This window comes from Escherichia sp. MOD1-EC7003 (genome assembly GCF_002965065.1).
GTDB lineage: Bacteria > Pseudomonadota > Gammaproteobacteria > Enterobacterales > Enterobacteriaceae > Escherichia.
In genome coordinates this window covers 22023-44230 of record NZ_PTRE01000090.1, presented here as the reverse complement: position 1 = coordinate 44230, position 22208 = coordinate 22023, and the positions used below count along the sequence as shown (strand labels likewise).

Here is a 22208-nt window from a genome sequence, read left to right as displayed (position 1 = left end):
GGAATAATATATAAATATATAATCCGTAATCCTTTGATAAAGAACTTTGCAAAATTATACCCCCCCCATAGTAAAAATAAAAAAGCAGAACTAACACCAAAGAAAATAGATGTTCCCTCTCCAAAATATTTTTTTGCAACAAAGATATTTACCGGGATTACGATAATACTAAATAGTGCATACACAATAGTATGTTTCTTTAGTTCACCAAAGCTATATAGCAGTAAAAACACAAAATTGGAATATATTGAAAATACGCCACCTATAAATAGCCATGGTAAATAGTTGGCAGCTTTTGCTGATAATGTTTCATTATTACTCCATATAAATATAATATCTTTGCTGTAAAAAAACAAAAATGTACTTAGCGGTATAGTAACGATGAATATACATATTAATGAATTGCTAAACAATTCAGAATATGCTTTTAAGTTATTTTGATGATAATATCTTGTTAGCTTGGGTTGTAAATATTGATTTAGTGGGTCACTCAATATAGCTAATACACTTATTATTGATACTGCCACACTGTAAATGCCATATTCGCTCAATGTACTGTATTTGGTTAGTGCTAATTTGTCTGATTGATTAACCAAAACCCATAAAATTGATAAAGTTGATAACTGTAACGCGAATCCAATTATTTTCTTAACTGATGTATCACTAAATTCGATATTACTTTCTTTTGGAGGACATAACAATAATCCTGTCTTTCTTATTTTCTCACTACACAACACCATTAAAACACAACCAATAGCCGATGAAATCAATTGCATCAAAAAATAAAACTCAATCCCTTCATTAAAGTATTTCATTAAAAATATCGTTAATGGTTGAGATAGTGTAATACTGAATAAATTAATAGATGTCAATGTAACTTGTGATTCGTTAGAAAGTAGTATACTACGAGATGGCCCTTGCATATAACGTAATGCAAATATCCAAAACATCAGCGTTGTACAAAAAACAACCACATTTCTATCTAGTTGTGTGTTTAGCCATGAAGTACTATACTGCTCACTTACCCACCAACCAATGATAGCTAATAAAAATGACACGACTAAAAAAAATATAACTATTTTTTTATATAATATGTTAAATTTTTTATAAGTTTCTTGGTTTTTCCTAGAAATAATCGCTTCTCTAGTTATTACGCTTCCCAAGCCAGCATCCAAGATACTAAGGCAAGCCTGAAGAACTGTAAAAAATCCAATTAGACCATATGTCTCTAATCCAACTATATCTATCAGTATTGGAATAAGAATAATTGTAATTAATGCGGAATATATCCTAACGCTATATATGTAGATTAAAACCTTAACTTGTTTATTCATAAACCATACTTCATAATATATGATATCCTCCAAAGCATAAAATGGTGGTTATAATACCACCACTTTATTTCAAGCATTTTTTTTAAAGAACTCAGCTATCTTTTCCGAAATATAGTTAACCTGCTTATTCTCCAACTCATAATACATTGGTAGCCTGAGCAAACAATCTGAAAATTTATCACTATTTTCCAAATTAACCTTTCCGTTTTGTTTAATATAGTATTCACTTTTATTTAATGAAAGGTAATGAAAAACAGAATGTATTTTATTTTCTTTAAGGTAGGAGATAAGTTCAGAGCGTTTTTTAAGATCATGGCACAGTATATAAAACATATGTGCATTATTAGTTGCGTATTCTGGTATCTTAGGAAGTTGTATATATCCTGAACCAGCCAAATCACTTAGATTACTATAGTATTCATTCCATAATTCCTTTCGTTTATTTTGAATGATTTCAATATTCTCCAATTGTGCATAAAGATATGCTGCTATTATATCCGATGGGAGAAACGAAGAACCTATATCAACCCATCCATATTTGTTGACTTCCCCTCTAAAGAAAGAGGCGCGATTCGTTCCTTTCTCTCTGATAATTTCTGCTCGATGAGAATATTTATCATCATTTAAAACAACTAACCCACCTTCTCCTGATATTATATTTTTGGTTTCATGAAATGAAAATGTCCCAAATGTACCAATACTGCCTAGCGGTCTATCTTTATAATATGAATCGATTGCTTGGGCAGCATCCTCAACAATATGAATTCCGTATTCTTTAGCAATTCCTAAAAATCTATCCATATCGCATGCTACACCTGCATAGTGCACAACAATTATTGCTTTCGTTCTATTTGTGATAAGTTTAATCGCAGATTCTGGGTCCATATTGGGATTATCATCATAACTGTCAGCAAAAATTATTTTTGCGCCTCTGAGAGCAAAAGCATTTACAGTTGAAACAAAGGTATAAGCAGGTGCAATAACTTCATCGCCAGGTTTGATATCTAACAGAATTGCTGCCATTTCCAGCGCGTCTGTGCAGGAAGTAGTCAATAGAGCTTTCTGAAATCCATATTTCTCCTCAAAAAAATCATGACATTTTTTTGTAAAAATTCCATCACCAGAGACCTTACCATTCGACACAGCTTCTGAAATATATTTCAACTCATTTCCATGAAGATACGGTTTATTAAAAGGTATCATCTTCATTCTTTATTCTCCCAAAAAAAATCAGCATTTTTATCTTTATCCGACAGGATAAGTTCATTACTTTTTATTGGCCAGTCAATATTCAATATTGGATCATTCCATCTGATACTGCCTTCGGCACTTGGCATGTAATAATTGGTCGTTTTATATAGAAATTCGGCCTCTTCACTAATTACTACAAAACCATGTGCAAAGCCTTCGGGTATCCATAACTGTTTTTTATTTTGCGCTGAAAGGAATACACCAACCCATTTACGGTATGTACTTGAGTCAGGACGTATATCAACAGCGACATCATAAACTTCACCTTTAACACAGCGAACTAATTTTGCCTGAGGATAGGGTTCAATTTGAAAATGCAATCCTCTTAAAACACCTTTAACTGATTTCGAATGGTTATCCTGAACAAATTCAACCTTACGGCCCACTGCCTCTTCAAAAACTTTTTGATTAAAGCTTTCCATAAAGAAACCACGCTCATCACCAAAAACTTTTGGTTCAAAAATCAGCACATCTGGAATTTCTGTTTTAATTACGTTCATTTTATTAATAACCTTTAATCATTTTCAGCAGATACTGACCATAAGCATTTTTCTTCAGCGGTTCAGCTAATACTTTCACCTGCTCAGAATCAATAAACCCTTTACGGTAAGCAATTTCTTCCGGGCAGGAAACTTTCAACCCCTGACGCTCTTCAATTGTTGCAATGAAGTTGCTCGCCTCAATAAGGCTTTGATGTGTCCCCGTGTCCAGCCATGCATAACCACGGCCCATCATGGCAACGGATAAACGCCCCTGCTCCATATAGATACGGTTAATATCGGTAATTTCTAGTTCCCCACGGGCAGAAGGCTTAAGGTTTTTCGCCATTTCGACAACGTCGTTATCATAGAAATAAAGCCCGGTTACCGCATAATTACTTTTTGGTTGTAACGGTTTTTCTTCCAGGCTTATTGCCGTACCGTTTTTATCAAACTCAACGACACCGTAGCGTTCAGGATCATTAACGTGATAGGCAAATACCGTTGCACCACTTTCTTTGTTAACAGCGGCATCCATTAACTTCGGCAGATCGTGACCGTAAAAGATATTATCACCAAGAACCAAAGCACAATCATCACCACCGATAAACTCTTCACCGATGATAAATGCCTGCGCAAGACCATCCGGACTCGGTTGCACTTTATACTGAAGATTCAGGCCCCACTGGCTACCGTCACCCAGCAGTTGTTGAAAACGTGGAGTATCCTGTGGCGTACTGATAATCAGAATATCGCGAATACCCGCTAACATCAGTGTAGACAGCGGGTAATAAATCATCGGTTTATCATAAATCGGTAATAACTGTTTACTGACAGCTATAGTTACAGGATAAAGACGGGTACCAGAACCACCCGCTAAAATAATACCTTTACGCGTTTTCATTTCATCATTCCTTTAAATTCATCTCGCTCCACCATCACGAACAAGATGCAAAAACTATTAAATTGCTGTAGTCGTAAATAATTCGTTGAGCATTCGTTTCACGCCAACCTGCCAGTCAGGCAAGACAAGCGCAAAGTTCTGCTGAAATTTTTCTGTATTAAGACGAGAGTTATGTGGGCGACGAGCTGGTGTAGGATAGGCTGTTGTAGGTACCGCGTTGAGCTTGTTGAGCGCAAGAGGAATGCCTGCTTTGCGCACCTCTTCAAAAACCAGCGCAGCATAATCGTACCAGGTTGTAGTACCACTGGCTACCAAATGGTACAAACCTGCAACGTCTGGCTTATTCAGTGCGACACGAATGGCATGTGCCGTACAATCAGCCAGCAACTCTGCGCCAGTTGGCGCACCAAATTGATCATTAATAACGGCTAATTCTTCACGCTCTTTTGCCAGACGCAACATTGTTTTGGCGAAGTTATTTCCTTTTCCTGCATAGACCCAGCTGGTACGGAAAATAAGATGCTTCGCGCAATATTCCTGTAACGCTTTTTCTCCGGCTAACTTGGTTTCACCGTAAACATTTAGTGGTGCGGTTTCATCCGTCTCCAGCCATGGCATATCGCCATTTCCAGGGAAGACGTAATCAGTCGAGTAATGGATAACCCAAGCTCCAACTTCATTTGCTGCTTTCGCAATCGCTTCGACACTTGTTGCGTTAAGTAATTGTGCAAACTCCGGTTCTGATTCTGCTTTGTCTACTGCGGTGTGAGCAGCAGCATTAACAATAATATCAGGCCGAATGCTTCTTACGGTTTCAGCTACACCTTCAGGATTACTAAAATCACCACAATAATCAGTGGAGTGAACATCAAGAGCAATCAAATTACCCAAAGGTGCCAGAGCACGCTGTAGTTCCCAACCTACCTGCCCTGTTTTGCCGAAAAGGAGAATATTCATTACTGGCGGCCCTCATAGTTCTGTTCAATCCACGATTGATAGGCACCACTCTTCACATTATCAACCCATTTTGTATTGGACAGGTACCATTCCACTGTCTTCCGAATCCCGCTCTCAAACGTTTCCTGCGGTTTCCAGCCCAATTCGCGGCTAATCTTCTCAGCATCAATAGCATAACGGCGATCGTGTCCCGGACGATCGGCAACATAAGTGATTTGCTCGCGGTAAGATTTCTCTTTCGGTACAATCTCATCCAGCAAATCACAAATAGTGAGCACTACATCGATGTTTTTCTTTTCGTTGTGCCCACCAATGTTATAAGTTTCACTGGCTTTACCTTCGGTTACGACGGTATATAACGCACGCGCATGATCTTCAACATACAGCCAATCGCGAATTTGATCCCCTTTGCCATAAATAGGTAATGCCTTACCTTCCAGAGCATTAAGAATTACCAGCGGAATCAATTTTTCCGGAAAGTGATAAGGACCGTAGTTATTCGAACAATTAGTCACAATGGTCGGTAAACCATAGGTACGTTTCCATGCGCGGACTAAATGATCGCTGGATGCTTTTGATGCAGAATAAGGGCTGCTTGGCGCATAAGCTGTCGTCTCAGTAAATAAGGGTAATTCTTCTGTATTATTTACTTCGTCAGGATGAGGCAAATCACCATAGACTTCGTCAGTAGAAATATGATGAAAACGGAAGCTATTTTTCCTGTCGCTATCAAGAGCAGACCAGTAATTGCGAGCGGCTTCTAACAGGACATAAGTACCAACAATATTGGTTTCAATAAATGCCGCAGGGCCTGTGATTGAACGGTCAACATGGCTTTCAGCTGCCAGGTGCATCACTGCATCCGGCTGATGCTGAGCAAAAATCCGTGCCATTGCAGCAGCATCGCAAATATCCGCATGTTCAAAAACATAGCGTTCAGAAGCAGAAACATCAGCAAGTGATTCCAGGTTTCCGGCGTACGTTAATTTATCGACATTAACAACACTATCCTGCGTATTATTTATAATGTGACGAACTACAGCAGAACCAATAAATCCTGCGCCACCAGTAACAAGTATCTTCACTTTTTTATTCCATATTACATCAGAGCATGCTGTGAAATAAGCGGCTCTCAGTTTGATTAATAGAGGTATTAATGCACGCTACCGCCCCTGGCTTTACAGCTACCAGAGCACTGCATACATGTCTACGATGTGACGAGCGTTACCCACTCGCACCAAATCCGAAAAATTCAAGTGCTAATTGTCTTACCAATCCGCTCTGGAAACAAGGAAAATCCTGGAAAACTTTGACTAAAATCTTATTACTAACTCGTTGTTATTCGGATTGTTTATATAAAACAACGGCAGGAATATTCGCAACACATTACTTTTGCCACAAATCTTCACTGCCGTTATAATTTTCTCATCAACCGTTACATCCGGTCAGATTTTCATTATTCGCTTAACAGCTTCTCAATCCCTTTACGAAACTTCGCCCCTTCTTTCAGGTTGCGTAGTCCATACTTCACAAACGCCTGCATATAGCCCATTTTTTTACCGCAGTCGTAGCTGTCGCCGGTCATCAGCATTGCATCAACTGATTGCTTTTTCGCCAGCTCGGCAATGGCATCAGTCAGCTGAATACGTCCCCATGCACCTGGCTGAGTGCGTTCCAGTTCTGGCCAAATATCGGCAGAAAGCACATAGCGACCAACGGCCATGATGTCTGAGTCCAGCGTCTGTGGCTGATCCGGTTTTTCGATAAATTCAACAATGCGGCTGACTTTACCTTCACGATCCAGTGGTTCTTTGGTCTGAATGACGGAGTATTCAGAGAGGTCACCCGGCATACGTTTTGCCAGCACCTGGCTGCGGCCCGTTTCGTTGAAACGTGCAATCATGGCAGCAAGGTTGTAACGCAGCGGGTCGGCGCTGGCGTCGTCGATCACAACGTCTGGCAGCACCACGACAAATGGGTTGTCACCAATGGCAGGTCGCGCACACAAAATAGAGTGGCCTAAACCTAAAGGTTCCCCCTGACGCACGTTCATAATGGTCACGCCTGGTGGGCAGATGGACTGCACTTCTGCCAGTAGTTGACGCTTCACGCGCAGTTCAAGGAGAGATTCTAATTCATAAGAGGTGTCGAAGTGGTTTTCGACCGCGTTCTTGGACGCGTGAGTTACCAGGAGGATTTCTTTGATCCCTGCAGCCACAATCTCGTCAACAATGTACTGAATCATTGGCTTGTCGACGATCGGTAGCATCTCTTTGGGTATCGCCTTAGTGGCAGGCAACATATGCATCCCAAGACCCGCTACAGGAATAACTGCTTTTAAATTCGTCATTATTTCATCCACCTGTAAAATGGTTGCTGAATTATAGCTTGTTCGATTTTTTTCGCCAGCATCAATTACCCTGAATTGATTACTGAATTACTTGTGATGTTACGCCGCTTTGTTGTGGATTGCAGTAGCATTGTTCCTAAGTATGGCTCCATTTGTCCTGCAATGGTCGCAAATCTACTCCCTCCGTTCCGGCAATCTAAAGTTAATCTTTTCCACATTAACAATATGGTGATTAATCCTGTCGATATCGACGGAGCTTTGTCCTTTTTCATTCACGGCATGAACATTTGCAAGCGACAGCAGTATTTCTTTTTTCGCCATAAAAACGCCGCGAACGTCTTTGCGCATGTCGAAGTTCATGCTCAATGCTGGTCCAACAGAGGATTCCTGCATCACCTTGATATTTCTCATAAAAAGATGTTGCGGTTTGTTGTGCAGCTCCAGCGATGCATGCTTCATCGCAATGTTAGTTAGCGCCACAAAGGAGACGGCATTCCCGGCAGAGATTTGGATACCGCGCAATTTGTAAGCAAGATGAGTGTTATCCAGTTGAATATTATTCACTCGGAAATTTTGCGGTATCGAGAAATATTTGCCTTTAATTACCCCATAGCCAATTAACATCCCGGCGCTATTAATCATTTCAATATTATCAATCACGAAATTGTCACAACCGTAAATAGCAGCCGTGGCGTTATCAATTCCGGCTTTCTTACTGAAATCAGGCGTAATATTGCGGGCTTTGATATTACGGTTAACAAAATGTTTACCATTTTCAACATGGATCAGTTGCCGACAATCTAATCCCGTGATATTCGCCACGACAAAGTTTTTCACTGCCTGGTCTTCCGGGTAGTTGTTATCGTAAGTACTCCCCGCAAGGCCTATACCAATGCCCCAGTTGATTTTGCCGTTAGTACAGTTGATGCGCTCAATAACGTGGTCGGAGATCAAAATGTCGTGGTCGTTAATTGCCACGTTCCATTCAATGGCGTCGCCCTGTAAGTCGCTGAACTTACAGTTGGTGATGTTGGCACCGATAATCTGGTTATGAAATCCCTGGCGTAAAATGGCGTAATTAGCGTGGCTGACGGTCAGGTTATCGATGGTCAGGTTGCGCATGACCCGTTTGTTTTTGCCGCCGATATAAATCTGCGTTACCGGGCCAAAGCCGCTCATCGTCAGCCCTTTGATGGTGCAGTCAGAGCCGCGAACATCCAGGGTGATGTTATGCATACTGCCGCCCTTCTCCCCTGTCACCCGGCTGCCGTCCTGTAAGACAAATCGCCCTTTGCCGTTGCCGCGCAGGCTTCCAGGGATGTGTAGCGTTTTACCAGGAGGGATGAAGATGCCGGTATTGATATTGTCGCAAACCAATCCGGCGGGCACGACGACCGTTTGTCCTTCACTGAAGGCTTGTTTAAATGAGGCGATCCAGTCGTGAGGATTGTAGTCGTTAATATTAACGCTTTGCCGGGCGGGAAGTGCACGGGCAAAAGGCGTATGGAGGAAGGCAAGCGCCGGGCTTGCCGTCAGGAAGGTGCGTCGGGAGAGTTTTTTAAATGGCATGCGTTCTCCTCTATAAAGCCTGCAGTAAGCTGGCGAGTTCTCGATTAATCACCTGCTGGTTAAAATCATGTTCGACTTTTTCGCGCGCACGTTTGATAACCGGAGCCAGTTCATCGGTGTCCAGTTGGCTAAACGCCGCCAGTCGTTGCGCCAGTGCGCGAGCATCGTTCTCAGGCACCAGCCAGCCGGATCTATCGGCTTCCACCAGTTCCGGTATCCCGCTATGCAGAGTAGAAACCACCGGAATGCCTTCCATATCGCCATCCGCGCCCGTCACCGATGGCAACAGGAAGACATCCGCGTCGTCGAGCATCGCTTTCACTTCATGGCTCGGTTTAAAGCCCGGCATCTCCACCACATCTTCCAGTTGATATTGTTCGATGAGCGTGCGCAGGCGTCGTTCCCACGGGCCAATGCCGAGGATGCGATAGCGGAACGCCACGCCCTGCTCTTTCAACTGACGGCAGGCTTCGATCGCCACATGCAGACCTTTTTTCTCGGTTAAGCGTGCGACGGAAATGATTTCCAGCGGCGTTGCAGGTGCTTTCACCGGACGCAGACTAAAGCGCGTCATGTCCACGCCCATGCGCGATACGGCGATTTTGTCCCTCGGGCAGCCCATTTTTTGCAGCCTTCCGGCCCACAGATCGCTTATCGGTAACATCAGGTCGCCACGGCGAAACAGTTGTTGATATTCGGGTGTGTAGTGGTTGAGCACTTCCCGACTGGAGATATCAACACCGTGGAAGATAGTGGCAATTTTGCCGCGAATGACACCCAATTCGCGTAGTTTTGTTGCGGTTACCCCCACAGGGCCAAAATGAGCGATGAACACATCGGCACGAAACGGTGTTGCGACCTGGCCACAAATGGCAGACAAAATCAGGTTCCGCGACTCGGCACCATAGCGTTTGAGGTTGAGCGCCTGCCAGGTATTTTTACGATGAATGCCGCGTAACGTCTGGCTGGCGCGGTGGCGCAGCTTCGCCACGTTGCCCACAGGTTCGTCCTGTAACCAGCGGGTTCTGGCAGCAAGGTTGTATTTCGTCCATGCCGCGTGGGTGTTCTGAGTGTCGCCTTTTTGCAACGCGACAATCTCTACCTCAAAGCCCATATCAATAAACGCAGTAATTTGGTTGAGGACAAAGGTTTCCGACGACAGCGGAAATTTCAGTAAAAAGAAGCCGACCTTCATTTCGCCTCCCCGATGCGTTCAAGCACAGATTTCACCATCTGCATTCCCGTCTGACGCTCACGACTGACGGCTTCGTTAAGTCGTGCGTTCAGCGCCGGAAGTTGGCCTAAGGTATCCGCAACCATCGCTTGCAGGCTGCCGTCTAATAAATGACGGATATCAATCGCCATCTCCGGTAACCCCAGTTGCTGCATAATCCCGGCAGATTTATGTTCGTAGTTGATGGCAATCGCCGGAGTGGCAAAGTTCATCGAGATAATGGCAGAGTGCAGGCGCGTGCCAACGGTGAGTTCACAGGTTCCGAGAATTTTGCCCATTTCCAGATCGTTAAGTTCATCCATCACCACGTGGTAACGGGCAGGATCGCTGATGTGCTGGCGCAGATTGAGCGCCACCATGCGGTCATCTTTGTTATAGCTGTCGATACCCGTACAGGTGGAGAGCGCAATCACCTGATACCCTTCATCGAGAATGCGATTGACCACCCCGGCAAAGGCTTTTTCATACACTTGTTGAGTGGTGCCGAGGCGTTTGTCGAACGGTGCCAGTTCGCGCAGGGTAATGGCCACCGTTTTCTGTTGTGCGGCAACGTTCAGCCAGTGTTGAACAGCATAGCTGGCGGTGAAGTCTTCGGTGTGGTGATCGACCAGCCAGGCGGTATCGACGCCATGTTCCACTTTTGCGGTGGTGATATTGCTGCGTTTCATCAGCTCGAGGCTGACCGATTCGCGCAGGATCAGCGCGTCGCAGTGACCAAAAACGTAGTTCGCCAGTTGGTTAAATGGCTCATCCTGGAACGGGCCGACGCTGTGACCAATCATAAACAGCGGCTTTTTCGCCATAAACGTGCAAAGCGCGTGTTCAAACTGCGGCACGCCGTAGAGATCGACAAAAAACGATCCACCGACCTGAATAATGGCGTCGTAACCTGACAGCAGGCGCACGAAGTCGGTGAATCCCTGGGCGATGGCGATGTTGCGCAGCTTGCCAGTGTCGGTGACGCGTGAGAGCAGTACCTGGTGTTGATAACGGCGACGAAGGGCCCGACAACGCCCGCCGCGCTGTTGTGTTGTTTCATTTGCAGAAACAGTGGATCGCCCATTACCGGGCGGTTGAGCAGCCAGGAAGAACTGACCGGATAGCGGCTCATCACGTCCACTTCGGCGTGTGGATTGAGGATGTTAATGGCATCAAGTAAGCCGCGCAGGATGGCACTGTCGCCGCGATTGCCGCAAGTGTGGTTGCCCAGAATAAGTAATTTCATTTTTTCCTCATAAATTTGATGCCAGGTGAGGCTGTGTTTATTGTGTTCGTTGCCGTTTTTTGCCTGATGCGACGCTGGCGCGTCTTATCAGGCCTACAAGGCCCGAGCCAGAACCGTAGGCCGGATAAGGCGTTTACGCCGCATCCGGCAATTGTGTGCTGGTGCCGGATGCGCTTACGCTTATCCGGCCTACAAACCTGTGCCTGAACCGTAGGTCGGATAAGGCGTTTACGCCGCATCCGGCAGTTGTGTGCTGGTGCCGGATGCGCTTACGCTTATCCGGCCTACAAACCTGTGCCTGAACCGTAGGTCGGATAAGTGAACGTAGGTCGGATAAGATGCGTCAGCATCGCATCCGACAGGATTTCGTTATTTCGCATCCGACTTATATTCGTATTCGTAATAACCATAATTCTGATACGCACTGGCGCGACGGAAGATGGAGTTCAGAATCACTCCTTTCACCGAAATACCGTTTTGCTCAAAGCGGCTCAGACTGGTTTCCACTTCTTTCAATGTGTTGACCGCATAACGCGCCACCATTAACGTGGTTCCAGCGTGGCGACCGACAATTGCGGCATCGGTCACTGCCAGAATCGGCGGCGTATCAATCAACACCAGGTCGTAGTTTTTACTCCCCCAGTTCACCAGTTCGGCAAAGCGTTCGCTCATCAACAGTTCAGATGGATTCGGTGGCACCTGGCCGCGTGGGATCAGGTCAAATTTAGCAATCGAAGTGGGTTTGGCGCTGGCGGCAATATCGCCCTGACCAATCAGAATTTCCGACAGGCCATTGACGTTATTGGTGCCATATTGGCAATCTTGCCGTTACGCCCGCCCTCGCCTTTCAGCGGACGAATGACAAAGATGCCGCTGGCGTTGGAGGTGGTCATGTCGATACCTTCAGCATTGCCCAGGGCTTCGGTCAGGGTCATGCCGCTAAAGTCCATTTTCAGGGTGCTCTGTTTCTTCACTTCCCCCATCACAAACACTTTCAGATCGTCATTACGCGGCACGTAGAGAATATCGCCGGGGTAAAGCAGTCGATTCTGGTTGAGGTCACCGTTTTGCATCAGCGCCTGCAAAGAAATGCGTTCTTCACGACCATTGTGTGTTCGCACCACGTTGCGCCAGTCAGCGGTATCGGTCAGGCCACCTGCGGCGTTAATGGCGTCGAGAATGGTCAGTGGCACGTTGGTGATGGCCTGTTGACCGGATTTATTCACCTGACCGGAGATATAGGCCTTTTGCGAGCGGAAGGCAGCGATATTAACGTCCGCCTGCGGGTCAGCGATGTACGTCGCTAAGCGCCCGGTAATATCACTGCGAATTTCAGCGAGTGTTTTCCCTACTACGTGGACTTTGCCGATATACGGGTAGAACATAGTGCCGTCAGGCTGTACCCAGTTGCCGGTGTCGCTGGAGCTGCGGTACTGACCGGCTGGCGTGGTGAGTTCCGGGTGATCCCAGACGGTGACATTAAGAACGTCGCCCGGCCCGATGCGATACTGGTAATTCGCAATCTCACTTTCCAGCGTCGACATATTGCTGCCCGGAAGTACTGTGCAACCGCTTATCAAGGTTACTGACACTAATAATGGCATCAATTTTATTTTGGATTTCATCATTGTTTATTTATCACTTTGGCAGAGTAATTATCCTGTGCACGATTAATAGCAATGTCGCCATGCACATTTACCTTGCAGTTAATTGAATAAAAATTTAACTGGCATCAGTCCTAAAAAAATTGATTTCATCCGCAGGCTATTGACAGAATAATTCAGACTGGTCTTGCAGGCATCCAGACACGCTACCGCCCCTGGCTTTTTAGCTACCAATGCACTGATTTAGTTTAATTTTCCAAACCTTCTCAACATGCAGTCGTTGATGAGAAAGGGGTATTCCGGTAATTAACTTTCTGAATATAAGATGACATTATGGTAATTGAATATCGGCTCTCCAATAATGCAGGAGGAAGTGTTACAGCTAACGGAATAGCAGGCAAGATAACAATTCGGCAATTGGCTATTTTTAAGAATTATATTAAGTGTCATTCAATATGGTTTTTAGGAGTTTCTTTATGTTGACAATAATTAATATAGCGGCTCCACATGCGATATTTCTTAAATAATGTTTTATTATTACCGTTTTTAATTCAGGGATAATGTGAGGTTATCCCCCTCACAGAATATGAGATAAATAGTGCTGCAACATTGCATTTTTGCCACGATTTATCCATGATCGAATTGTGACATTTGTCATACAACGAATAGGTTTTGTACTTCTATGGAATGGATTGCCGATCCGTCTATCTGGGCCGGGTTAATCACGCTGATTGTGATCGAACTGGTCCTCGGCATTGATAACCTGGTCTTTATTGCCATCCTCGCCGAAAAACTACCGCCGAAGCAGCGCGACCGTGCACGAGTTACCGGGCTGCTGCTGGCAATGTTAATGCGCCTGTTACTGCTGGCGTCAATCTCCTGGCTGGTCACTCTGACTCAACCGCTGTTCAGCTTTCGTTCGTTTACCTTTAGCGCCCGCGACTTAATCATGCTGTTTGGTGGTTTATTCCTGCTGTTCAAAGCCACGATGGAGCTGAACGAACGGCTGGAAGGGAAAGACAGCAATAACCCCACGCAACGCAAAGGTGCGAAGTTTTGGGGCGTGGTGACACAAATTGTGGTGCTGGACGCCATTTTCTCACTCGACTCGGTGATTACCGCCGTCGGGATGGTCGACCATTTACTGGTCATGATGGCCGCCGTTGTTATCGCTATCAGCCTGATGTTGATGGCAAGCAAGCCGTTAACGCACTTTGTTAATAGCCACCCGACCATCGTTATTCTCTGCTTAAGTTTCCTGTTGATGATTGGCTTTAGCCTGGTGGCAGAAGGTTTCGGCTTCATCATTCCGAAAGGCTACCTGTACGCTGCCATTGGTTTTTCGGTGATGATCGAGGCGCTCAATCAGTTGGCTATCTTTAATCGGCGACGTTTTCTTTCCGCTAACCAGACGCTGCGCCAGCGGACTACCGAAGCAGTAATGCGCCTGTTAAGCGGGCAAAAAGAAGATGCGGAACTGGACGCCGAAACGGCGTCCATGCTGGTGGATCATGGCAACCAGCAGATCTTTAATCCGCAGGAACGGCGAATGATTGAGCGGGTGCTTAATCTTAACCAGCGTACTGTCAGCAGCATCATGACGTCGCGCCACGATATTGAGCATATCGATCTCAACGCACCGGAAGATGAGATTCGCCAGTTGCTGGAGCGAAATCAGCACACGCGTCTGGTCGTTACCGACGGTGATGACGCGGAAGATTTGCTCGGTGTCGTTCACGTTATCGACCTGTTACAACAGTCACTGCGCGGTGAACTGCTCAACCTGCGGGTGTTGATTCGCCAGCCGCTGGTGTTCCCGGAAACCTTGCCGCTGTTACCTGCCCTGGAGCAGTTCCGTAATGCCCGCACCCACTTTGCTTTTGTGGTGGATGAGTTTGGTTCAGTGGAAGGGATTGTGACATTAAGTGACGTCACTGAAACTATTGCCGGTAACTTACCGAACGAAGTGGAAGAGATCGACGCCCGCCATGATATTCAGAAAAATGCGGACGGTTCCTGGACGGCGAATGGTCATATGCCGCTGGAAGATCTGGTGCAATATGTGCCACTGCCTCTGGACGAGAAACGCGAATATCACACCATCGCCGGGCTATTGATGGAATATTTGCAGCGCATTCCGAAACCAGGCGAAGAAGTGCAGGTGGGGGATTATTTGCTTAAAACGTTGCAGGTGGAAAGCCATCGCGTGCAGAAGGTGCAGATTATTCCGCTACGTAAGGATGACGAGATGGAGTACGAGGTGTGATGGTATCGGTCATTTTACCCGATGCTGCGTAACGCCTTACAACCTCAGCAATGAAGCGTTGTCTATGGTAAACGGACATCACCGCGGGGGTGTGGGTCCGGCTGTAAATTGCCGAATCGTTTCCTGTAGGCCGGGGCAGCCCACATGGATGTGGGCTGAGGGCGCGTTTTACAGGGATGTTACCTCGCGCCCGTACCCGATAGCCGAAAGGAATAAGATGAGGGAACCGCGCCAGCGGCGATTTACCGCCGGGAGCCCGGGTTGCCAGGGTGGTGGCGATTGAGCCACCCTGGCACGTTCACCGGCTTGAGCGTTCCATAGTGGCGAGGAACATAAAGTGAACGGAACAGCCTTCGATCTTACATATTCAGAATATAATGGTGCCGCCACGAACGCCTGATGCGACGCTTTACGCGTCTTATCAGGCCTACAGCATATGTCATCTGGATGACTTACATCTTCTCCAGCAACTTCTTCACATCTTTGCCATTGCGGGAATCTTTTTTCCGCTCGGCCCAGCCATTCAGGCGGCGTTTAGCTTCGTCTTGTAGATATTTGCGCAGCAGCTGGTCCACTTGCAGGCTGTAATTGAGTTGCTGCCAGTTGCCATAAACCCGTAGCGGAACCGGTGTTCCTTTAAGAAAATCAATCAGCTTGCTTTCCCCGTTCCAGCCACCAATGACACGAACATCAAACTGGGTGTCGCAGGTCTGCTCTGCCAGATTCAACGTTCCAGCCCCTGTCAGGGCCAACACTGGCGATTGACCTTGCATGTCGTTTAACGTCACGACGCCATCCTTTAACGTTAGATCGGTGGTAAATTTGTCAAGCCGCGTCACGTTATCGAAGTTTTCAGCAGCCTTCACATCACCACCATTACGTTCTACCGCTTGCTGGATCATCTGCTGGAAGTTCATCCCTTCCATACGCGTGTCAGTCATTTCGACATGCGCCTGTCCTTGCCAGCTGTGGCGAAATGCGTCGGCATCAATGTCAGCACCGGAGAAATCACCCGCCAGTGACATCTTTCCGGTCAATGAAATCGGATAGTTAAATGCCTTCAGAATGGTGCCAATCTCAACGTTTTCCAGCCGTGGCTGGAAGTTTATCTGCGGATTTATTGATGTCGCGTCCAGCGTGCCCGGCAGTGAAACTTGTCCATCGTTAAGCTTGCCCTGCAGTTGAGTAATTTCCAGCAAACCCGACTTGTTGGTCATTTGCGTGGCAACATCTGTAAAATTCATTCCACGCCAGCGCACGTTACTGGCCTGCAACAAAATATCAGCCGTAAAGCCCTGCAGTCCCTGATAGGCCGGTTCATCAATGCGCGAAGAAATGACCGGGCGCGGCAACGTTGACTGGCTCTGTCCCTGCTGCGCGGCACCGTTTTCACCGTTCGCTGTTTCTTTAAGCGGGATGAGGTTGTCAAGATTCAGTTGCGGGAATTGCAGCCTTAGCAGCCATTCGGGCCTCTCAGTCAGCGTGACCTGTGCTTGCCCACTAAGCGAACTGTCATTAGCGGTCAAATTGATTTGGTTAAATGAAAGTCGTTTTTGTGACTCTTGCCACTGGGCCTGGAAACTCCCCTGTCCCTGAATACCTTGTTTTGGTAAGTCTGCGCCCTGCAACTGCCAGTTAATGTGTTCAATAGCCGCCGTTAAATCATGCGGATAATCAGAAGCATCAACGGTGCCGTTGATGGATAATGTGAGATCGCGCTGATCGCGATTAACCCGCCCGGAGAACTCAAACGAGCCACGATGCTGGGGATCTTGTTCCATTTGCAGGTGGATATTGCGGATTGTCACCTGCTCGTCATCTTCATGCTGGAACACCAGCACGCTGTCTGCCACCTTAAGACTGGAAATATCAAACGACCATCCGCGATCGTCTGACAGATCCGGCAAGGTATTGTCGCGTGGTGCAACCGGGGCATCTTCACTGCGCACCGCTTCCGTCTGCGGCGTCAGTTGGATCACTGCCCCTTTTAGCATCACCTGCTTAACGCTCAGTTGATGACTCAGTAGCGGTAAAAGCGCCACGTCCAGACGCATATTGTCTGCGTGAACCAGTGGCTGGCTCGCGCCCTGGGCGGTGAGAGACATTCGCCCGGAGAGGATACTAAGCTGCGGCCAGACGTGCCAACGCAGTGGTCCGTCGAGCTGCAATTGATAACCGCTACGTGCAGCAACTTGCTTGACCATATAGTCGCGGAAATCATTCGGATTCACCAGCAACACTAACGCAGATAACCCGGCCACCAGCACGACCAGGAATATCATCAGCGTCGTCAGAAATCGTCTCATCGTATCCTCAATGGGCCTGAATTAGTCTTTATCGATTCGGCTGGCTACCGCGCCCTGCTGGTTGCGATATTTCGCATCTTCACGGCGGTTGTATGGCCGCGCCGCCGGGCCGGAAAGCGGCTCAAAGCTCAGCGCACCAATTAACATGCCCGGACGCAGCGCCAGCGGCAGCTTACCGGAGTTATAAAACTCCAGCACAATGCAGCCAGACCAGCCAGGATCAATACGGTGCGCAGTAACGTGAACCATCAGCCCCAGACGCGCCAGTGAGGAACGCCCGTCCAGCCAGCCCACCAGATCGGCTGGCAGCGTGACCGACTCCAGCGTCACCGCCAGCGCCAGTTCTCCTGGGTGAAGATAAAACGCCTCACCCTCGTCGAGCACGATTTCATCGCTCATCACGCGGTCAAGCGCGGCGCTCACTTCATCTTTGGGACCGCTCAGATCGATAAACGCTGCCGTGTGACCACTGAAGGTACGAAATTTATTGCCCAGGCGCACATCCACCGTCGCGCCGTTAATACGCTCCACGGGTGGACGTGGGTTGATCGACAAACGGCCTTCATCAAGCCAGGCTTCAATATCTCGGTCACACAGACGCATGGCATTTTCTCCTTTCGCGCTTCACTCCCTTAACGCCAGTTACGTCAAGGGCATACCAGGTTATCACTGAACGGTACACAATTTATCAAGCTTATTCAAAGAACTGACTTATTTTTGCTTTCAATATATCGATCGCGATGCGGTTTTTCCCGCCGCGCGGCACGATAATGTCTGCATATTGTTTAGAAGGCTCAATGAATTGCAGGAACATCGGGCGCACGGTTTTTTGATATTGCACCATCACAGAATCCATTGAACGCCCACGCTCGTTAACGTCGCGCTTGATGCGGCGCATCAGGCAGATATCCAGCGGGGTATCAACGAAAATTGAGAAGTTAAGTTCGTTACGCAAACGCGCATCCGTCAGCAACAAAATGCCTTCGAGAATGATGACCTTCTTCGGCTCAACCTTCACCGTTTCTTTCATACGCGTATGTTCAACATAGCTGTAAACCGGCAAGTTAATAGCCGAACCGCGTTTCAACGCTTGTAAATGCTCAAGCAACAGGCTGTGATCCATCGCACTGGGATGATCGTAGTTGGTCTTAACGCGTTCTTCCATCGACAGATGGCTTTGATCTTTGTAATAGCAGTCTTCGGGAATTACGCCGATGTGTTCATCACCGACTTGTTCACGTAATTCACGATAAAGGGTACTGGCAATAAGACTCTTGCCGGAAGCCGATGCGCCAGCAATACCGATAATGACGCACTGATGAGACTGATCAGTCATATATTTAGCGACCTGATTAACCTGGATGTTAGGAAGGGGGCGCAGAAGCGCCAAACGCGGCAATTATAGGGATTTCATCTGCCTGATACCAGTCGAATAGCGTTGCCGCGTGCTCAGACGCATCGTTGACGAATGATTCCCGGAGGCAAATTACGTTGTTCTGTTTTAATGCAAAGTAAAAAATGTTATACGCAATTGCGCAAATTATCTGCCTTTACGTCACTTTATGAGCAATTTGCATATAAAATGTAAAACTTTTGTACTAGCATAAACACAGAAACGAATACTGGCGACCAGGTCTTGCGGATAAAGCGGTAATGAGCAAACAATCACAGCATGTATTAATTGCCCCGCCCCACCCGCTGCTTCACCTGGTCAGTTTAGGTTTAGTCTCGTTTATCTTTACCCTTTTCTCGCTTGAGCTTTCGCAGTTTGGCACCCAACTCGCTCCGCTGTGGTTCCCGACGTCCATCATGATGGTGGCGTTTTATCGCCATGCCGGACGCATGTGGCCGGGGATCGCGCTGAGCTGTTCGCTGGGAAATATCGCCGCATCCGTCCTGCTTTTTTCTACCAACTCACTGAACATGGCCTGGACGACCATTAATATTATTGAAGCCGTGGTCGGGGCAGTACTGCTGCGTAAATTACTGCCGTGGTATAACCCATTGCAAAATCTGGCTGACTGGCTGCGTTTAGCACTCGGCAGCGCCATTGTTCCCCCTCTGTTGGGTGGTATTCTGGTTGTCCTGCTGACGCCTGGCGACGATCCTCTCAGAGCATTTTTGATATGGGTACTGTCAGAATCCATCGGCGCACTGGCGCTGGTGCCGCTGGGACTGTTATTTAAACCACACTATCTGCTGCGCCATCGCAACCCACGGTTACTTTTTGAGTCGCTGCTCACGTTAGCCATCACACTGACGTTAAGCTGGCTTTCGATGTTGTACCTGCCGTGGCCTTTTACCTTCATTATTGTGCTGTTAATGTGGAGCGCCGTGCGCCTGCCGCGAATGGAAGCCTTTTTGATCTTCCTTACCACAGTGATGATGGTGTCGCTGATGATGGCCGCAGATCCCGCCCTGCTTGCTACGCCGCGAACATACCTGATGAGTCATATTCCGTGGCTCCCCTTTTTACTGATCCTGCTGCCCGCCAACATCATGACCATGGTGATGTATGCCTTTCGTGCGGAACGCAAACACATTTCCGAAAGCGAAACCCGCTTTCGCAACGCCATGGAATATTCTGCCATCGGCATGGCATTAGTGGGCACCGAGGGACAATGGCTGCAATCCAACAAAGCGCTCTGCCGGTTTCTCGGTTACAGTCAGGAAGAGCTGCACGGACTTACCTTTCAGCAACTGACCTGGCCGGAGGATCTCAATAAAGATCTCCAACAGGTTGAAAAGCTGATAAGCGGTGAAATAAACACCTATTCAATGGAAAAACGCTACTACAACCGCAATGGCGATGTTGTCTGGGCGTTGCTTGCCGTCTCACTGGTGCGCCACACGGATGGCACGCCGCTCTATTTTATTGCTCAGATTGAAGACATTAACGAGCTAAAACGCACCGAGCAGGTGAATCAGCAGCTGATGGAACGCATCACGCTGGCTAACGAAGCAGGCGGGATTGGCATCTGGGAGTGGGAGCTAAAGCCGAATATTTTCCGTTGGGATAAGCGGATGTTTGAGTTGTATGAAATTCCTCCGCATATCAAACCGAACTGGCAAGTGTGGTACGAGTGCGTGCTGCCGGAAGATCGCCAACACGCCGAAAAAGTGATTCGTGATTCATTGCAATCACGCTCTCCCTTTAAGCTGGAATTTCGCATTGCCGTGAAAGATGGCACCCGCCATATCCGCGCCCTCGCCAACCAGGTACTGAATAAAGAAGGCGAAGTCGAACGCCTGCTCGGCATCAATATGGATATGACCGAAGTGAAACAGCTTAACGAAGCATTGTTTCAGGAAAAAGAGCGCCTACACATTACGCTGGATTCCATCGGCGAAGCCGTAGTCTGTATTGATATGGCGATGAAAATTACCTTTATGAATCCGGTGGCTGAGAAGATGAGCGGCTGGACGCAGGAAGAAGCGCTGGGTGTTCCGCTCCTGACGGTGTTGCATATTACCTTTGGCGACAATGGTCCCCTGATGGAGAACATTTACAGTGCCGACACCTCGCGTTCTGCGATTGAACAAGATGTAGTGTTGCACTGCCGGAGCGGCGGCAGCTACGATGTGCATTACAGTATTACGCCGCTAAGTACTCTGGACGGCAGCAATATAGGCTCGGTACTGGTGATTCAGGACGTCACCGAATCACGCAAAATGCTGCGTCAGCTGAGCTATAGCGCCTCCCATGATGCGCTGACGCATCTCGCCAATCGCGCCAGTTTTGAGAAGCAATTGCGTATCCTGCTGCAAACGATAAACAGTACGCATCAGCGACATGCACTGGTGTTTATCGATCTTGATCGCTTTAAAGCGGTGAATGACAGCGCCGGGCATGCGGCGGGCGACGCTTTGCTGCGCGAACTGGCGTCATTGATGCTGAGTATGCTGCGCGCCAGCGACGTGCTGGCGCGGCTTGGCGGTGATGAATTTGGTCTGCTGTTGCCAGACTGCAATGTCGAAAGTGCTCGTTTTACCGCTACACGCATTATCAGTGCCGTGAATGACTATCACTTTATATGGGAAGGCCGTGTACATCGGGTAGGTGCCAGTGCCGGGATTACCTTGATCGATGACAACAATCATCAGGCGGCAGAAGTGATGTCGCAGGCTGATATCGCCTGTTATGCCTCAAAAAATGGTGGCCGGGGTCGGGTGACGATTTACGAGCCGCAGCAAGCCGCCGCACATAGCAAACGGGCAGCGATGTCGCTTGAGTCGCGCCACGCTGGTAAATGAACTGCTTGAGCAACTGGAAAGTCGCCCTCTACCACCACGGTTATTACATCTGATTATTCCGGCAGAAGCGATTTTCGATCACGCCGAAAGCGTGCAAAAACTGCGGTTGGCGGGATGTCGGATCGTACTCAGCCAGGTGGGTCGCGATCTACAAATCTTCAACACGCTGAAAGCGAATATGGCAGATTACCTGCTACTTGATGGTGAGTTATGCGCCAGCGTGCAGGGTAATTTGCTGGATGAAATGCTGATTACGATCATTCAGGGTCATGCTCAGCGTCTCGGGATGAAAACCATCGCCGGGCCAGTCGTTTTCCCCCTGGTGATGGATACGCTTTCTGGCATCGGCGTCGATCTGATTTATGGTGATGTAATTGCCGACGCTCAACCGCTGGATTTGCTGGTGAATAGCAGTTATTTCGCGATTAACTGAGGGAGCGTTGCCCATTGCCTGATGCGACGCTAACGCGTCTTA

General features: G+C 47.5%; 13 protein-coding genes and 4 pseudogenes. 2 read left to right on the top strand and 15 right to left on the bottom strand.

Features of this window, described 5'->3' with window-relative positions:
- The 12 genes and pseudogenes from A7090_RS16345 to A7090_RS16285 form a co-directional block, all read right to left on the bottom strand.
- Positions 1-1334 (bottom strand): oligosaccharide flippase family protein (locus tag A7090_RS16345; protein WP_105274812.1); only part of this gene is annotated, 1334 nt, incomplete at its 3' end.
- A 69-nt stretch (positions 1335-1403) separates the two neighbouring features.
- The gene (rffA, locus tag A7090_RS16340; protein WP_105274814.1) at positions 1404-2537 is read right to left on the bottom strand and encodes a dTDP-4-amino-4,6-dideoxygalactose transaminase; all 1134 of its coding nucleotides are present in this window, start codon (positions 2535-2537) and stop codon (positions 1404-1406) included.
- 2 nt (positions 2538-2539) lie between these two features.
- On the bottom strand, positions 2540-3085 hold the full coding sequence (rfbC, locus tag A7090_RS16335; protein WP_105274811.1) for a dTDP-4-dehydrorhamnose 3,5-epimerase: 546 nt from the start codon (positions 3083-3085) through the stop codon (positions 2540-2542).
- A 4-nt stretch (positions 3086-3089) separates the two neighbouring features.
- Positions 3090-3968, bottom strand: coding sequence for a glucose-1-phosphate thymidylyltransferase RfbA (rfbA, locus tag A7090_RS16330; protein ID WP_105274810.1), 879 nt, complete (start codon positions 3966-3968; stop codon positions 3090-3092).
- Between the two features lie 57 nt (positions 3969-4025).
- Positions 4026-4925, bottom strand: a complete 900-nt coding sequence (gene rfbD / locus A7090_RS16325) for a dTDP-4-dehydrorhamnose reductase (RefSeq protein WP_105274809.1) — start codon at positions 4923-4925, stop codon at positions 4026-4028.
- Positions 4925-6010, bottom strand: a complete 1086-nt coding sequence (gene rfbB, locus A7090_RS16320; protein WP_105274808.1) for a dTDP-glucose 4,6-dehydratase — start codon at positions 6008-6010, stop codon at positions 4925-4927. The genes rfbD and rfbB overlap by 1 nt, the downstream gene beginning before the upstream one ends.
- Before the next feature lie 371 nt (positions 6011-6381).
- Positions 6382-7275, bottom strand: a complete 894-nt coding sequence (gene galF, locus A7090_RS16310; RefSeq protein ID WP_000183032.1) for a UTP--glucose-1-phosphate uridylyltransferase GalF — start codon at positions 7273-7275, stop codon at positions 6382-6384.
- Positions 7276-7449: 174 nt separating this feature from the next.
- Positions 7450-8844, bottom strand: coding sequence for a colanic acid biosynthesis protein WcaM (wcaM, locus tag A7090_RS16305; protein ID WP_105274806.1), 1395 nt, complete (start codon positions 8842-8844; stop codon positions 7450-7452).
- Positions 8845-8854: 10 nt separating this feature from the next.
- On the bottom strand, positions 8855-10039 hold the full coding sequence (wcaL, locus tag A7090_RS16300) for a colanic acid biosynthesis glycosyltransferase WcaL (RefSeq protein WP_105274805.1): 1185 nt from the start codon (positions 10037-10039) through the stop codon (positions 8855-8857).
- Positions 10036-11303, bottom strand: a pseudogene (gene wcaK / locus A7090_RS16295) (colanic acid biosynthesis pyruvyl transferase WcaK). Before wcaK ends, wcaL begins: the two are co-directional and overlap by 4 nt.
- 369 nt (positions 11304-11672) lie before the next feature.
- Positions 11673-12113 (bottom strand): annotated as a pseudogene (locus A7090_RS16290) (polysaccharide biosynthesis tyrosine autokinase); the annotation flags it as partial.
- Positions 12113-12931: pseudogene (locus A7090_RS16285) on the bottom strand (polysaccharide export protein); the annotation flags it as partial. The pseudogenes A7090_RS16285 and A7090_RS16290, both read right to left, overlap by 1 nt.
- 658 nt (positions 12932-13589) lie before the next feature.
- Between A7090_RS16285 and A7090_RS16280 the strand changes: the two are divergent.
- Positions 13590-15173 carry a TerC family protein gene (locus tag A7090_RS16280; protein WP_105274804.1) on the top strand — a complete coding sequence of 528 codons (1584 nt, stop codon included), beginning with the start codon at positions 13590-13592 and terminating at the stop codon, positions 15171-15173.
- 452 nt (positions 15174-15625) lie between these two features.
- Here A7090_RS16280 and asmA read toward each other — a convergent pair whose 3' ends face one another.
- The 3 genes from asmA to udk form a co-directional block, all read right to left on the bottom strand.
- Positions 15626-17479 (bottom strand): outer membrane assembly protein AsmA, encoded by a 1854-nt coding sequence (asmA, locus tag A7090_RS16275; RefSeq protein ID WP_105274803.1) that lies wholly within the window; start codon positions 17477-17479, stop codon positions 15626-15628.
- A gap of 21 nt (positions 17480-17500) precedes the next feature.
- Positions 17501-18082 carry a dCTP deaminase gene (dcd, locus tag A7090_RS16270; RefSeq protein WP_105274802.1) on the bottom strand — a complete coding sequence of 194 codons (582 nt, stop codon included), beginning with the start codon at positions 18080-18082 and terminating at the stop codon, positions 17501-17503.
- Between the two features lie 91 nt (positions 18083-18173).
- On the bottom strand, positions 18174-18815 hold the full coding sequence (gene udk / locus A7090_RS16265; RefSeq protein ID WP_105274801.1) for a uridine kinase: 642 nt from the start codon (positions 18813-18815) through the stop codon (positions 18174-18176).
- A gap of 317 nt (positions 18816-19132) precedes the next feature.
- Between udk and A7090_RS16260 the strand changes: the two are divergent.
- Positions 19133-22166, top strand: a pseudogene (locus tag A7090_RS16260) (diguanylate cyclase).
- The last annotated feature ends 42 nt before the right edge of the window (positions 22167-22208 follow it).

Coding starts and splice junctions, on each gene's coding strand:
- rffA (WP_105274814.1), bottom strand. CDS start 2,537: ATGATACCTTTTAATAAACCGTATCTTCATGGAAATGAGTTGAAATAT.
- rfbC (WP_105274811.1), bottom strand. CDS start 3,085: ATGAACGTAATTAAAACAGAAATTCCAGATGTGCTGATTTTTGAACCA.
- rfbA (WP_105274810.1), bottom strand. CDS start 3,968: ATGAAAACGCGTAAAGGTATTATTTTAGCGGGTGGTTCTGGTACCCGT.
- rfbD (WP_105274809.1), bottom strand. CDS start 4,925: ATGAATATTCTCCTTTTCGGCAAAACAGGGCAGGTAGGTTGGGAACTA.
- galF (WP_000183032.1), bottom strand. CDS start 7,275: ATGACGAATTTAAAAGCAGTTATTCCTGTAGCGGGTCTTGGGATGCAT.
- wcaM (WP_105274806.1), bottom strand. CDS start 8,844: ATGCCATTTAAAAAACTCTCCCGACGCACCTTCCTGACGGCAAGCCCG.
- wcaL (WP_105274805.1), bottom strand. CDS start 10,039: ATGAAGGTCGGCTTCTTTTTACTGAAATTTCCGCTGTCGTCGGAAACC.
- A7090_RS16280 (WP_105274804.1), top strand. CDS start 13,590: ATGGAATGGATTGCCGATCCGTCTATCTGGGCCGGGTTAATCACGCTG.
- asmA (WP_105274803.1), bottom strand. CDS start 17,479: ATGAGACGATTTCTGACGACGCTGATGATATTCCTGGTCGTGCTGGTG.
- dcd (WP_105274802.1), bottom strand. CDS start 18,082: ATGCGTCTGTGTGACCGAGATATTGAAGCCTGGCTTGATGAAGGCCGT.
- udk (WP_105274801.1), bottom strand. CDS start 18,815: ATGACTGATCAGTCTCATCAGTGCGTCATTATCGGTATTGCTGGCGCA.